At 51.7% G+C, this 14,010-nt stretch carries 12 protein-coding genes and 2 tRNA genes; 4 read left to right on the forward strand and 10 right to left on the reverse strand.

The genetic code is table 11. The features are described from left to right. Positions 1 to 23 precede the first annotated feature (23 nt). The 3 genes from nusA to EHN13_RS23390 form a co-directional block, all read right to left on the reverse strand. Complete coding sequence (nusA, locus tag EHN13_RS23380) at positions 24 to 1,511, reverse strand: transcription termination factor NusA (RefSeq protein ID WP_124022163.1); 1,488 nt, start codon at positions 1,509 to 1,511, stop codon at positions 24 to 26. A 28-nt stretch (positions 1,512 to 1,539) separates the two neighbouring features. Next, the gene (rimP, locus tag EHN13_RS23385; RefSeq protein WP_003024996.1) at positions 1,540 to 1,992 is read right to left on the reverse strand and encodes a ribosome maturation factor RimP; all 453 of its coding nucleotides are present in this window, start codon (positions 1,990 to 1,992) and stop codon (positions 1,540 to 1,542) included. Between the two features lie 207 nt (positions 1,993 to 2,199). Continuing rightward, positions 2,200 to 2,276, reverse strand: a tRNA-Met gene (locus tag EHN13_RS23390). Positions 2,277 to 2,610: 334 nt separating this feature from the next. Between EHN13_RS23390 and argG the strand changes: the two genes are divergently transcribed. Further along, positions 2,611 to 3,954 carry an argininosuccinate synthase gene (gene argG / locus EHN13_RS23395; RefSeq protein WP_124022164.1) on the forward strand — a complete coding sequence of 448 codons (1,344 nt, stop codon included), beginning with the start codon at positions 2,611 to 2,613 and terminating at the stop codon, positions 3,952 to 3,954. A 189-nt stretch (positions 3,955 to 4,143) separates the two neighbouring features. Here the strand turns inward: argG and EHN13_RS23400 are convergent. The 3 genes from EHN13_RS23400 to EHN13_RS23410 all read right to left on the reverse strand — a co-directional run bounded on the left by EHN13_RS23400 (position 4,144) and on the right by EHN13_RS23410 (position 5,633). Continuing rightward, positions 4,144 to 4,230 (reverse strand) — tRNA-Leu (locus EHN13_RS23400). Between the two features lie 9 nt (positions 4,231 to 4,239). Beyond that, a complete protein-coding gene (gene secG / locus EHN13_RS23405; RefSeq protein ID WP_006687886.1) occupies positions 4,240 to 4,572 on the reverse strand; it encodes a preprotein translocase subunit SecG in 333 nt (110 codons plus the stop codon). A gap of 167 nt (positions 4,573 to 4,739) precedes the next feature. After that, on the reverse strand, positions 4,740 to 5,633 hold the full coding sequence (locus tag EHN13_RS23410; protein WP_101741908.1) for a LysR family transcriptional regulator: 894 nt from the start codon (positions 5,631 to 5,633) through the stop codon (positions 4,740 to 4,742). 148 nt (positions 5,634 to 5,781) lie between these two features. On the opposite strand from EHN13_RS23410, the gene iadA reads away from it, so the two are divergent. Beyond that, positions 5,782 to 6,915: a beta-aspartyl-peptidase gene (iadA, locus tag EHN13_RS23415; RefSeq protein ID WP_124022165.1), complete on the forward strand. Its 1,134-nt coding sequence runs from the start codon at positions 5,782 to 5,784 to the stop codon at positions 6,913 to 6,915. 10 nt (positions 6,916 to 6,925) lie between these two features. Beyond that, positions 6,926 to 8,392 (forward strand): C4-dicarboxylate transporter DcuC, encoded by a 1,467-nt coding sequence (gene dcuC / locus EHN13_RS23420; RefSeq protein ID WP_115601400.1) that lies wholly within the window; start codon positions 6,926 to 6,928, stop codon positions 8,390 to 8,392. Between the two features lie 50 nt (positions 8,393 to 8,442). Here dcuC and glmM read toward each other — a convergent pair whose 3' ends face one another. The 4 genes from glmM to rlmE all read right to left on the reverse strand — a co-directional run bounded on the left by glmM (position 8,443) and on the right by rlmE (position 13,499). After that, positions 8,443 to 9,780, reverse strand: coding sequence for a phosphoglucosamine mutase (glmM, locus tag EHN13_RS23425; protein ID WP_124022166.1), 1,338 nt, complete (start codon positions 9,778 to 9,780; stop codon positions 8,443 to 8,445). Continuing rightward, entirely contained in the window at positions 9,773 to 10,621 is an 849-nt protein-coding gene (folP, locus tag EHN13_RS23430) for a dihydropteroate synthase (RefSeq protein ID WP_048213410.1), read from the reverse strand. The genes glmM and folP overlap by 8 nt, the downstream gene beginning before the upstream one ends. Positions 10,622 to 10,838: 217 nt before the next feature. Beyond that, positions 10,839 to 12,770, reverse strand: coding sequence for an ATP-dependent zinc metalloprotease FtsH (gene ftsH, locus EHN13_RS23435; RefSeq protein WP_048213411.1), 1,932 nt, complete (start codon positions 12,768 to 12,770; stop codon positions 10,839 to 10,841). Between the two features lie 99 nt (positions 12,771 to 12,869). Next, positions 12,870 to 13,499: a 23S rRNA (uridine(2552)-2'-O)-methyltransferase RlmE gene (rlmE, locus tag EHN13_RS23440; protein ID WP_004106110.1), complete on the reverse strand. Its 630-nt coding sequence runs from the start codon at positions 13,497 to 13,499 to the stop codon at positions 12,870 to 12,872. Positions 13,500 to 13,624: 125 nt separating this feature from the next. Here rlmE and yhbY point away from each other — a divergent pair, with 125 nt between their 5' ends. Continuing rightward, a complete protein-coding gene (yhbY, locus tag EHN13_RS23445) occupies positions 13,625 to 13,918 on the forward strand; it encodes a ribosome assembly RNA-binding protein YhbY (RefSeq protein WP_003025016.1) in 294 nt (97 codons plus the stop codon). The last annotated feature ends 92 nt before the right edge of the window (positions 13,919 to 14,010 follow it).

Genomic DNA, 14,010 nt, shown 5'->3' on the forward strand with positions numbered 1-14,010 from the left:
CTGTTCCTTCCTGCTACAGTTTATTACGCTTCGTCGCCGAACCAGCAAATATTACGGGCAGCCATAATCAGCTCACCGGCTTTTTCGTCGGTCAACCCTTCGATATCAGCCAGATCATCAATGCCCTGTTCAGCGAGATCTTCCAGCGTACAAACACCACGGGCAGCCAGTTTGAAGGCCATCTCACGATCCAATCCTTCCAGATTCAGCAGATCGTCAGCCGGTTTGTTATCACCGAGGCTTTCTTCCTGGGCCAGTGCCAGAGTGGTCAGTGCGTTTTTAGCACGCTCGCGCAGCGCTTCAACGGTCTGTTCATCCAGGCCGTCGATTTCCAGCAGCTCTTTCATTGGCACGTAGGCCAGTTCTTCCAGCGTCGCAAAACCTTCTTCCACCAGAACGGTCGCGAAATCTTCATCGATATCGAGATATTTGGTGAAGGTGTCAATGGCTGCATGTGCTTCTGCCTGATGCTTCGCCTGCAGGTCATCAACGGTCATCACGTTGAGTTCCCAACCGCTCAGTTGTGAAGCCAGGCGGACGTTCTGACCATTACGTCCAATCGCCTGCGCCAGGTTATCGGCTTCAACCGCGATATCCATGGTGTGTTTGTCTTCATCCACCACGATAGAAGCGACGTCTGCTGGCGCCATTGCGTTAATCACGAATTGCGCCGGGTTATCATCCCACAGGACGATATCAATACGCTCGCCGCCCAGTTCGGTAGAAACCGCCTGAACGCGCGCACCGCGCATACCAACACACGCGCCGACCGGATCAATACGCTTGTCGTTGGTCTTAACGGCGATTTTCGCACGCGATCCTGGATCGCGAGCAGCCGCTTTAATTTCGATCACTTCTTCGCCAATTTCTGGCACTTCAATGCGGAACAGTTCAACCAGCATTTCCGGTTTGGAACGAGTTACGAACAGTTGCGCACCGCGCGCTTCCGGGCGTACAGAGTACAGAACGCCACGAATACGGTCACCTGGGCGGAAGTTTTCACGCGGGAGCATGTCTTCACGCAGGATCACGGCTTCAGCATTGCTGCCCAGATCCAGAGAAATGTTGTCGCGGTTTACTTTCTTCACCACGCCAGTAACGATTTCGCCTTCGTGCTCGCGGAACTGATCAACAACCATTGCACGTTCAGCTTCACGTACTTTCTGTACAATAACCTGTTTCGCGGTCTGGGTAGTGATACGGTCAAAGGTGACAGATTCAATCTGATCTTCAACATATTCGCCCACGTTCAGACTTTCGTCTTCGAAGCGTGCCGCTTCCAGCGTAATTTCTTTGGTCGGCTGAGTAACTTCTTCTACGATTACCCAACGACGGAAGGTATCGAAATCACCGCTTTTACGATCGATTTCTACGCGAACGTCGATCTCTTGCTCATATTTTTTCTTTGTTGCTGTAGCCAGCGCACTTTCCAGCGCTTCAAAAATTTTCTCGCGTGGCAGCGCTTTTTCGTTGGATACGGCTTCAACAACAGCCAAAATTTCTTTGTTCATCGCGGGCTTTTCACCTCAATCCAGACTGTTAAAAGTGGGGAACCAGGTTCGCCTTCTGGATATTACTCAGCGCGAACACTTCATCTTTGCCTTCGACTGTGACCGTGATCATCTCACCGTCCACCGCTTTGATAACGCCCTGCCATTTACGACGGTTTTGTACCGCCATACGAAGAACCAGCGTGACTTCTTCACCCAGGAAACGCACGTAGTGTTCAGCTGTGAACAGAGGACGGTCGAGACCCGGAGAGGAGACTTCCAGGTTATAGGCAACGGTGATTGGGTCTTCGACATCCATCACGGCGCTTACCTGATGGCTCACATCAGCACAATCATCAACATTGATGCCATCTTCACTATCAATATAGATGCGCAGTGTGGATGTGCGACCGCGAATAAATTCGATGCCGACCAGTTCGTAGCCCAGGGCTTCAACCGGCGCTGTAATCATCTCTGTTAATTTTTGCTCTAATGTGGACAAGCCCACCCCCAAGACATAAAAAAAGGGCCTAAAGCCCAGTTATTCTGTAGTCAGATAACAAAAAACCCCGATAAATCGGGGCTTTAGATAACTGAACCCTATAACCGCACCTGCGGTTCGGAAAACCTTCCGAAAGAATTTTTTTCAAATCCAGCTACGAAGGCCTAAGTCTTCACAGTATATTTGAAAAAGAACTCTAAGGGAAAGTGGTTGCGGGGGCCGGATTTGAACCGACGACCTTCGGGTTATGAGCCCGACGAGCTACCAGGCTGCTCCACCCCGCGCCTGAAACGTGGCAAATTTTACGCGTTTTGGGTAAAAAATGCAAATACTGCTGGGATTTGGTACCGAGGACGGGACGTAAAATCTGCGCACAGTATATTGATTCACTATGCGTTATGTCAACCTTGTTACGACTATGCAAATCAATGAATGCTGGCCCGTGGATGTTCAGCAAGATAAATATGCCATCCACGCCGTTATTTAACGAAATTATCACTAAACTCTTCCTGTCATCCAGAAAAGATGATTAAATGAAAACTCATTTATTTTGCATAAAAATGCAATTAGTATAATAAGCCGACCTCTTCACCAGTCTATCAAGCAGGGTTTTATTTTATGACGACGATTCTCAAGCATCTCCCGGTAGGTCAACGTATTGGTATCGCTTTTTCCGGCGGCCTGGACACCAGTGCAGCACTGCTGTGGATGCGACAAAAAGGGGCTGTCCCATATGCATATACTGCGAATTTGGGCCAGCCGGATGAGGATGACTATGACGCCATCCCTCGCCGTGCAATGGAATATGGTGCTGAGAATGCTCGCCTGGTAGATTGCCGTAAGCAGCTGGTTGCCGAAGGGATCGCTGCCATTCAGTGCGGTGCATTCCACAACACCACCGGCGGACTGACCTATTTCAATACCACCCCGCTGGGTCGTGCAGTCACCGGCACCATGCTGGTTGCTGCCATGAAAGAAGATGGCGTAAATATCTGGGGTGACGGTAGCACCTATAAAGGGAACGATATTGAACGTTTCTATCGTTACGGCCTGCTGACCAACGCCGAACTGCAGATTTACAAACCATGGCTGGATACCGACTTCATCGACGAACTCGGCGGTCGCCATGAGATGTCCGAATTTATGATTGCCTGTGGTTTCGACTACAAGATGTCTGTCGAAAAAGCGTATTCCACCGACTCCAATATGCTCGGCGCGACCCACGAAGCTAAAGACCTCGAGTTCCTGAACTCCAGCGTCAAAATCGTCAACCCGATTATGGGCGTGAAGTTCTGGGATGAGAGCGTGAAGATCCCGGCAGAAGAAGTGACCGTGCGTTTTGAACAAGGCTATCCGGTTGCCCTGAACGGTAAGACCTTCAGCGACGACGTTGAGATGATGCTGGAAGCCAACCGTATCGGCGGCCGTCATGGTCTGGGTATGAGCGACCAGATTGAAAACCGTATCATTGAAGCAAAAAGCCGCGGTATCTATGAAGCCCCGGGGATGGCACTGCTGCACATCGCCTACGAGCGTCTGCTGACCGGTATTCACAACGAAGACACCATTGAGCAGTATCACGCACATGGTCGCCAGTTGGGTCGTCTGCTGTATCAGGGCCGCTGGTTCGACTCTCAGGCGCTGATGCTGCGTGATGGTCTGCAGCGTTGGGTTGCCAGCCAGATCACCGGTGAAGTCACGCTGGAACTGCGTCGCGGTAACGACTATTCAATCCTCAACACCGTGTCTGACAACCTGACCTACAAGCCAGAACGTCTGACCATGGAGAAAGGTGATTCGGTATTCTCGCCAGACGATCGTATCGGTCAGTTGACTATGCGTAATCTGGATATCACCGATACCCGCGAGAAGCTGTTTGGCTACGCGCAGTCTGGCCTGCTCACCGCCTCTTCCGCAACCGGCCTGCCGCAGGTTGAGAATCTGGAAAACAAGGCGAAATAATCATTCATCGTCTTAAGGCCGCGAAAGCGGCCTTTTTTATGCGCGGAATATGAGAGATGTAGGCCTGATAAGGCGTTTACGCCGCCATCCGACATTATTACAACGCCTGATGGCGCTACGCTTATCAGGCCTACAGCCACAAATGACAGACGAAAAAAAAGACGCTTTTCAGCGTCTTTTTTCGGAATTTGGTACCGAGGATGGGACTCGAACCCACAAGCCCGTTAGGGCACTACCACCTCAAGGTAGCGTGTCTACCAATTCCACCACCTCGGTACAGAATACTTAGTGCGGGATATCGCTGGTCGGCTGAGCCGGAGCAGCTGGCTGAGTTTGCTCGGTTTTCGCCGGTGCGCTCAGATTTTCCCACTCACTTCCTTTATTGGTCTTATTGCTGTTCATGTTACCCAGCACCAGACTGATAATGAAGAACAGAGTTCCTAACACAGCTGTCATACGGGTCATGAAGTTGCCAGAACCACTTGAACCAAACAGTGTACCAGAAGCGCCTGCGCCAAAAGAGGCTCCCATATCAGCGCCTTTGCCTTGCTGCAGCATGATCAAGCCTACCAGGCCAATTGCCACAATAAGGAAAACTACTAAAAGAGCTTCGTGCATAATCAACCTGTTCCTTGCGGAGTTGCCGCGTACAATGCTTCGACCATTAAAGCGGGAATATTTACTGTTTCCCACTGAAGCGGGTGTGAATACTAACCAAAGCGAATAACCTTCGCAAGGGCAATTTGTTAGCATTGTATCAACTGCGGAAAAAATCGCCATATCAATCAAAAACGCAGCAACTTCTCCCAGCATCGCTGCATTACTGACCGCTGATCGTCAAGGTTTGCCCAAACAACAATTGGGATCTCACAAACCAGATCCGAATTTTCTGGCCAACACTGAATGATCTCCTGATTCACCAACTCCTCAGCCACCATTGATTCAGGTAACCACGCCATTCCCATATGGCGCAGTACCATTTCTCGTATTGTTTCGCTTAGCCCAGTCTCAAACACTTTTTTCAACCGTGGGCGCACTCGTTGTTCTGCCGGATCAATAATACGTCTGACAAAGGTATAGTCGCTGTAGCATAGCCAGGGGATCGCGGTATGCGGATCATCCAGTTTGTCCGCGAGTTGCGCAGAAACCACCGGGATAAAACGCTCATATCGCCATAAAGAACGTTTCAGCCCTCCGGCAATCTCCAGCCCCGGTTGTGAAGAGGGTAAATCGTACGTCACCAGCATATCAATTTGCCGGTTTATCAGGGCATTAAAGTGATTATCAATCCCCTGGATGCTGGCATTTACCGTGAAGTTTAATTGCGGTTCACTTTGGCGCAAATAGTTGATCATATCCGGCAAGATATTCACCGACAGCGTATGCAGGCTAACCATTACCAGCGTATTGTCCGTTGCTGGCATCATCGCCGACAGCTCGTGGCGCGCCTCTGTTAACGTGCTAAGGACGTGCCTGGCATAAGGTTCAAAGCGTTCGCCATAACAGGTTAGTGTAACGGGCGTCGTGGTGCGGTCAAACAGCGGGACCCCCAACATCTCCTCCAGAGCCTTTATACGTCGGCTTAGCGCGGGTTGGGTGATATGCCGCTGTATCGCTGCCTGGGAGTAATTCCCATACTGGCTCAACGCCAGAAAATCTTCTAACCACTTCGAATCCACGTCTCATTCCCCATCATGCCATAACCGTATCCACCGATGACAAATCGGCAATAGTCACAGTTATAGTAATGGCTTTAATGTGGGCATCATAACAACAATATTCCGTTTCACCTGCCGACTCTCACCCTCGACGTTTGACAGGACCGATATGTTTACTTTACTGACCAATGCCCGCGTTTTTTCTCCGGAGGATTTAGGCCTCTGTTCCCTGCTCATACATGCCGATCGCATTGTGGCTGTTGAAAAAGATATTGCACTCTTTGATGGTGTCAAAGAGGTCATCGATTGCCGCGGTAAGTGGGTAATTCCCGGAATTATCGATCAGCATGTTCATCTTACCGGCGGCGGCGGTGAAGCCGGCTTTGCCAGCCGGACACCAGCCGTCAAGCTGCGCGATCTGATTCAGGCCGGTATTACGACGGTCGTCGGCGTGCTGGGTACTGATGCGATATCCCGCTCCCCGAAAGATCTTTACGCCAAAATGCAGTCCCTCAATCTGGAAGGCCTGCGTGCGTATATGCATACCGGAGCCTACGCGGTACCCAGCCCGACAATTACACGATCCATTCGCGATGATATGGCATTTATCCCGGCAATCCTGGGTGTCAAAATCGCCCTCGCCGACCACCGTGGCTCTTACCCCTCTTTCCAGGAATTATTGAGGATAGTCAGTGATATCCGCGTGGCTTCACTGCTGGCCGGAAAAAAAGGGTTGCTGCACGTACACCTGGGCAATCTGCCGGAAGGGATGTCACAGCTGATAGAACTGTGTGATGCCGGTATTCCAATTCATCACATTTCACCGACGCATGTCGCGAGGACAGAAGCATTGTTCGAACAGGCTATCGCTTTCGCACATCGCGGTGGCCATATCGACGTGACGTCTGGCGGCAGTCGATTTATGCCCCAGGAGCAAGCGATTCTCCACGCGCTGGAATCACAGGTTCCGGCTGATCGCATCACCATTAGCTCTGATGGCAATGGCAGCGTGCCGCGCTTTAATGCGCAAGGCATCGTAGAAGGGTTAAGCGCCGCGCCGGTAGCTGGCAACCTCAACCTGCTGCCTCGTCTGATTGATGTCGGTATTCCAGTGTCTCAGGCGATCGCGATGTTGACGGCGAACGTCGCACGCTCACTGGGTATTTCTGGCGGCGTACTTTGCGCAGGAGAACGTGCTGATATTTGCGTGCTCAATGACGACCTCTCACTGGCCCACCTGTTTGCCGCTGGAAAGCCGCTACTGCGTGATGGTGAGTGTCTGGTTACCGGCAACTTCGAGTAAGGGGGCGAGAATGTCATTATTACTGGCGCTACTCGCCATCATTTTTGCCGGACGTCTGATCCTGAAAAAGTACCACCCTCAGTCGGTGTTGCTCTTAACCGGGATCGTACTACTGCTTGTCGCGCATTTTAGCGGGATGACCACGCTCAGTAGCCTGGTAAAAAAGAGCACCGGATTTGGCCCCTTTGACGCCTTTGAGTTTATTCGCGACACCCTGAGCGTGCGTCTCGGCGGTCTCGGGCTACAAATCATGCTGATAGGTGGCTTTGCCACCTATATGTCGGCCATTGGCGCAAGTCAGGTGCTGGTGCGCGTCACATCCCGCCCCTTGCAACGTCTGAACTCCCCTTACCTGCTGCTAGGGCTGGCCTTGCTGCTGGGCCAATTTCTGTCGCTATTTATCAGTAGCGCCACCGGACTGGGTCTGCTATTGATGGCAACGCTTTACCCCCTGCTGACCCGTCTTGGCTGCAGCCGCGCCGCCGTTGCTGCAGTTATCGCCAGTACCTGTGCCGTTGAATTTGGCCCGGGTTCCGGGAACTCAGTTCTCGCCGCTAAAACGGCGGGTATCGAGGTAGTTAACTATTTTGTTCAGGATCAGTTACCGATCGTTGTCCCCGTTATTCTGTTCATCGCCCTGCTGCATATTGTTGTACAACGCTTTTTCGATCGCCGGGAGAGCGATGACAATACCGCGCAGCAAATGCAGACATTAACCTCAACCGAAGAAGCTGAAGCGCCGGTTGCCTGGCTATTCCTGCCGATGTTACCGCTGGTGTTGATGCTGGTGTGCAGTGATTTAGTATTCAGCTCACTCAAAATTACGCTCGATACCGCCGTACTGATAAGCCTGGCCATTACCCTGATTTGCGAATATTGCCGCCATCGTAAAGCTCGCGACGTGATGGCTGGCGTACAAAAAGTCTTCGACAGCATGGGCAGTGTGTTTGCCACGGTAGTCACGCTGATTATCGCCGGTGAAGTCTTCTCCGCCGGTCTGAAAGCGATTGGTGCGGTTGATGCGCTGCTGTCACTCTCAGGAGAATTTGGCCTCAGCGCAGCTTCCATAATCTTGCTGATGACGCTAATCACCTTTGCGATTTCAGCGTTGATGGGCTCCGGAAATGCAGCATTTTTCTCCTTCGCCCCGATGGTGCCGGATATCAGCCGCCATATCGGCAGCGACGTGGCGGTTATGATGCTACCGATTCAGATCTCAGCGGGCATTGGACGGACATTGTCGCCTATTGCCGGCGTGATTATCGCCATCGCCGGGATCGCAGGTGTATCACCGGTGGATATCGTTAAACGCACCGCAATTCCGATGCTGGGAGGATGGCTGCTGATGATTGCGCTGACATTCGCCCGATCCGGGCACTTGTTGGCGGTTCTCCCGTGGCTGAGCGTCCTCGTGCTATTGATGGTCGGTGGCTACTTCTGGCAGCGCCGACGTAAACAGCCGCTGGCAGTACAGTAAAAAAAAGCCGGAGTCTCTCAGACTCCGGCTCTTACACTTTACGGAAAGGGTTAAACGGCTTTCACTGCATCCGCAATGCGGTGCGCAAACTCCGTAACCTGTGCTTCGTCTTCACCTTCAACCATCACACGGATTAATGGCTCAGTGCCCGACTTACGCAACAGTACGCGTCCACGGTTACCCAGTGCCGCTTCAACCTCTGCCATCACCGCTTTCACGCTTTCATGTTCCAGCGGATCGCCGCTACCTGCGGTGTAACGTACGTTAACCAGCAGCTGTGGGAACATTTTCATACCGCTGCACAGGTCGTGCAAACTCATATGGTTGCGCACCATCGCCGCAAGCACCTGCAGGCCCGCCACGATGCCGTCACCGGTAGTGGTTTTGTCCAGCAGGATCACATGACCAGAGTTTTCGGCACCGATACGCCAGCCTTTTTCCTGCATTTTTTCCAGCACATAGCGGTCGCCAACTTTCGCACGGGCAAACGGAATACCCAGCTGTTTCAGCGCCAGCTCGAGGCCCATGTTGCTCATCAGTGTACCTACCGCACCACCACGCAGCTGTCCCTGACGCAGAGCTTCACGGGCGATGATGTACATGATCTGATCGCCATCGACCTTATTACCTTCATGGTCAACCATAATGATGCGGTCGCCATCGCCGTCCAGCGCAATACCCAGATCGGCTTTTTCCGCGATTACGCGCGCCTGCAGCGCACGAACATCGGTCGCGCCGACTTCTTCATTGATGTTCACGCCGTTCGGTTCACAGCCAATCGCAATGACGTTAGCACCCAGCTCGCGCAGTACATTTGGCGCAATGTGGTACGTTGCACCGTTAGCGCAGTCCACCACAATTTTAAGCTCGTTCAGGCTCAGTTCATTCGGGAATGTGCCTTTGCAGAACTCAATATAACGACCGGCAGCATCGACAATACGACTGGCTTTACCCAGTTCGGCCGAATCCACGCAGGTGATTGCTTTTTCCATCTCCGCTTCAATTGCTTCTTCAACTGCATCCGGCAGTTTGGTCCCGTCGATGGAGAAGAATTTAATCCCGTTGTCATAAAATGGGTTGTGAGAAGCGGAGATAACAATCCCGGCTTCAGCACGGAAAGCACGCGTCAGATAAGCAACGGCAGGTGTTGGCATGGGGCCGGTGAAAGAAGCTGACAACCCCGCGGCAGCCAGGCCCGCTTCCAGCGCGGACTCCAGCATATAGCCGGAAATACGCGTATCTTTACCGATAATGATTTTGCGTGAACCATGACGTGCCAGCACTTTTCCTGCCGCCCAGCCCAGCTTGAGCACAAAGTCAGGAGTGATTGGAGCGTCGCCTACACGACCACGAATCCCATCGGTGCCAAAATATTTACGATTACTCATAGCGTTTGTTTTCCTTTGCAGACAATGTGGCTTCCACCACACGCATCGCTTCTACGGTTTCTTTGACGTCATGGACACGAATAATCTGCGCTCCCTGCATTGCGGCAATGACCGCGCATGCAAGGCTGCCGCTCAAACGCTCAGATGGACCCACATTGAGCAATTGGCCAACCATTGATTTTCGTGACATCCCTACCAGCAGCGGCAGATTAAAATGATGAAATTCCGCCAGACGTGCCAGCAATGTGTAGTTGTGAGTAAGATTTTTACCGAATCCGAATCCTGGGTCGAGTAGCAATTTATCTTTTGTGATTCCGGCCCGTTCACAACGTGCTATTTGCTCAACAAAGTAACGATTTACCTCAGCAAATACATCCTCATACTTCGGTGCTTCCTGCATAGTTTTCGGCTGCCCCTGCATATGCATCAGGCAAACCGGCAATCCAGTTTCTGCCGCAGCTTCCAGCGCGCCCGGCTCCGAGAGTGAGCGAATGTCATTAATGATATGTGCGCCCACTCTGGCGCACTCACGAATGACCTCTGGTTTTGAGGTATCTACCGAAATCCACACTTCAAAACGTTGAGCAATTGCCTCCACCACCGGGATCACTCGCTGCAGTTCTTCTTCCACGCTAACATCCGCCGCTCCCGGTCGCGTAGACTCACCACCCACATCAATGATAGTCGCCCCTGCGTTAATCATCAGATTTGCGTGTTTTACCGCCTCAACCAGAGAGTTGTGCGCCCCGCCATCAGAAAAAGAGTCTGGTGTGACGTTTAAAATCCCCATGACGTGGGGATGGCTGAGATCCAGCGAAGATCCCTGAGCAAAGAGTTTCATAGTGTTATCCCTGGTATATACCCAATGAATTTCGAATTGCATCTGCATTAGCTTTCCTCGCTCACCCCAGTCACGTACTGATGTACGCTCCAGGGGATTCCCTGCGTCGCCGCCTTGATGCAATTCGAAATTCATTGGGTATAAGTTGATAAATAAAAAAACCCCGGAGCAAGCCCCAGGGTTTTCAATTAAAACATGGTCATCAGATGACGATAACTTATTTGTCGCCTAACTGCTCTGACATGTTGCCCGGGTTCGGCGTACGCGGCTCTTCAGCCGGACGCGGTGCACTCGGGGTGCCATTGTTGCCAGAGTTGTTAGATGAACCAGACTCTTCCCAACCCGCTGGCGGGCGCACATCGCGGCGAGCCATCAGATCATCAATCTGCGGTGCATCGATGGTCTCATATTTCATGAGCGCATCTTTCATCGAGTGCAGAATGTCCAGGTTATCGTTCAGCAGACGGCGAGCACGGTCATAGTTGCGCTCAATCAGTGATTTCACTTCCTGATCGATAATACGCGCGGTTTCATCGGACATATGTTTTGCTTTCGCAACAGAACGACCGAGGAACACTTCGCCTTCTTCTTCCGCGTACAGCAACGGCCCCAGTTTGTCAGAGAAGCCCCACTGAGTGACCATGTTACGCGCCAGATTCGTCGCGACTTTAATGTCGTTGGACGCACCGGTAGAAACATGTTCAGCACCGTAGATGATCTCTTCCGCCAGGCGACCGCCGTACAGCGTGGAGATCTGACTTTCCAGTTTCTGACGGCTGGCGCTAATTGCGTCGCCTTCAGGCAGGAAGAAGGTGACACCCAGCGCACGACCGCGCGGAATAATCGTCACTTTGTGCACCGGATCGTGCTCCGGCACCAGGCGACCGATGATTGCATGGCCAGCTTCGTGATACGCGGTAGATTCTTTCTGCGCTTCCGTCATCACCATGGAGCGACGTTCCGCACCCATCATGATTTTGTCTTTCGCTTTCTCGAACTCAACCATCGATACAACACGCTTGTTACCACGCGCTGCAAACAGTGCCGCTTCGTTCACCAGGTTCGCAAGATCCGCACCGGAGAAACCAGGCGTACCACGAGCAATGATTGCCGCATCGATATCCGGAGACAGCGGTACGCGACGCATATGCACTTTCAGAATCTGTTCACGACCGCGAACGTCTGGCAGCCCCACCACAACCTGACGGTCAAAACGGCCTGGGCGCAGCAGCGCAGGGTCAAGAACATCCGGACGGTTAGTTGCCGCGATAACGATAATACCTTCGTTACCTTCGAAGCCGTCCATCTCAACCAGCATCTGGTTCAGCGTCTGTTCACGTTCATCGTGACCGCCACCCAGACCAGCGCCACGCTGGCGACCTACGGCGTCGATTTCATCGATGAAGATGATACACGGTGCCGCTTTCTTGGCTTGTTCGAACATGTCACGCACACGAGATGCGCCCACACCAACGAACATTTCCACGAAATCAGAACCGGAAATTGTGAAGAATGGAACCTTCGCTTCACCCGCGATGGCTTTTGCCAGCAGGGTTTTACCTGTACCCGGAGGACCAACCATCAGGACGCCTTTCGGGATCTTACCGCCCAGCTTCTGGAAACGGCTCGGTTCGCGCAGGTATTCAACCAGTTCAGCGACCTCTTCTTTCGCTTCGTCACAACCCGCGACATCAGCAAAAGTGGTTTTGATCTGATCTTCGGTCAACATGCGCGCTTTGCTCTTACCGAACGACATGGCACCTTTGCCACCACCGCCCTGCATTTGACGCATAAAGAAGATCCAGACACCAATCAGCAGCAGCATTGGGAACCAGGAAATGAAGATAGAAGCCAGCAGGCTCGGCTCTTCAGGCGGCTCACCAACAACCTTGACGTTTTTGGTCAGCAGGTTATCAAGCAGCTTCGGATCGTTAACCGGAATGTAGGTCGTGTAACGGTTACTATCTTTCTTGGTAACGTTAATCTCACGTCCGTTGATACGCGCTTCACGAACCTGGTCCTGATTGACCTCTTGCAGGAAGGTAGAGTAATCAACCTTACGGCCATTAGACTCGCTGGGCCCAAAGCTCTGGAATACTGACATCAGCACAACGGCAATGACCAGCCAGAGTATTAGGTTTTTCGCCATGTCACTCAAGGGATTAACCTCATATTACAACTGTGTTAAAAACAGCGTCAGGATACTCTATATCCAGTGTCTTTCAAACTTTCGTTTGAAATCTACCGGTTATGGTTTACGCCCGGTCGCTACAATGTACACTTCACGCGAACGGGCGCGAGAAGAGTCCGGCTTACGAACTTTGACCTTCGTAAACAGGGAGCGAATCTCTCTTAGATACTCATCGAAGCCTTCGCCCTGGAACACCTTCACTACAAAACTACCACCTGGCGCTAATACATCACGAGCCATTCCAAGTGCCAGTTCAACCAGATACATGGCCCGGGGAATATCCACCGCCGGTGTTCCACACATATTTGGCGCCATATCAGACATGACAACTTGTACTTTACTGTCACCTACACGCTCAAGTAACGCTTTCAGGACTAATTCATCACGAAAGTCGCCCTGAAGGAAGTCCACACCAACGATTGGATCCATAGGTAAAAGATCGCAAGCGATAATGCGGCCGCTGTTTCCGATCTGCGTAACCGCATATTGCGACCAGCCACCGGGTGCAGCGCCGAGGTCAACAATCGTCATCCCCGGTTTAAAAATTTTGTCACTTTGCTGTATTTCATCAAGTTTAAACCAGGCACGGGAACGTAACCCCTTTTTCTGTGCCTGTTGAACATATTTATCGCTAAAGTGTTCCTGAAGCCAGCGACTCGAGCTGGCAGAACGCTTTTTACCTGTCATTTCACTTTCCCATCGGGCAGTTCATCGTAACCAATGGTGTAAATATCTACACAGCTATTTGGCGATATATGGGAGATGGCGGTAGAATGACCCGTTTTCAATCCCAACGTAAGCAAAAATATACGATGAATCTGAGTACTAAACAAAAACAGCACCTGAAAGGTCTGGCACATCCGCTCAAGCCTGTAGTTATGCTTGGCAATAATGGTTTGACCGAAGGGGTACTGGCCGAGATTGAACAAGCGTTAGAGCACCATGAGCTTATCAAGGTGAAAATCGCCTCGGAAGATCGCGATACTAAAACCTTGATCGTGGAAGCTATCGTACGCGAAACCGGCGCCTGCAATGTACAGGTCATCGGCAAAACGCTGGTACTGTATCGCCCGACTAAAGAACGTAAAATCTCGCTGCCACGCTAAGAATATCCCAAAGTTGAACACGAAGTTTGTGTAAAACGCGGGAATTTCCGCTAGCAGGAGAGCAAAATGCCACGCTCTCTTCGTTGATAAAA

The sequence above is a fragment of the Citrobacter youngae genome (genome assembly GCF_003818115.1).
Classification (GTDB): domain Bacteria; phylum Pseudomonadota; class Gammaproteobacteria; order Enterobacterales; family Enterobacteriaceae; genus Citrobacter; species Citrobacter youngae.

Bases quoted from the DNA above. Each gene is read 5' to 3' on its own strand.
- nusA (WP_124022163.1), bottom strand. From the start codon at position 1,511: ATGAACAAAGAAATTTTGGCTGTTGTTGAAGCCGTATCCAACGAAAAA.
- argG (WP_124022164.1), top strand. From the start codon at position 2,611: ATGACGACGATTCTCAAGCATCTCCCGGTAGGTCAACGTATTGGTATC.
- secG (WP_006687886.1), bottom strand. From the start codon at position 4,572: ATGCACGAAGCTCTTTTAGTAGTTTTCCTTATTGTGGCAATTGGCCTG.
- iadA (WP_124022165.1), top strand. From the start codon at position 5,782: ATGTTTACTTTACTGACCAATGCCCGCGTTTTTTCTCCGGAGGATTTA.
- dcuC (WP_115601400.1), top strand. From the start codon at position 6,926: ATGTCATTATTACTGGCGCTACTCGCCATCATTTTTGCCGGACGTCTG.
- glmM (WP_124022166.1), bottom strand. From the start codon at position 9,780: ATGAGTAATCGTAAATATTTTGGCACCGATGGGATTCGTGGTCGTGTA.
- folP (WP_048213410.1), bottom strand. From the start codon at position 10,621: ATGAAACTCTTTGCTCAGGGATCTTCGCTGGATCTCAGCCATCCCCAC.
- ftsH (WP_048213411.1), bottom strand. From the start codon at position 12,770: ATGGCGAAAAACCTAATACTCTGGCTGGTCATTGCCGTTGTGCTGATG.
- rlmE (WP_004106110.1), bottom strand. From the start codon at position 13,499: ATGACAGGTAAAAAGCGTTCTGCCAGCTCGAGTCGCTGGCTTCAGGAA.
- yhbY (WP_003025016.1), top strand. From the start codon at position 13,625: ATGAATCTGAGTACTAAACAAAAACAGCACCTGAAAGGTCTGGCACAT.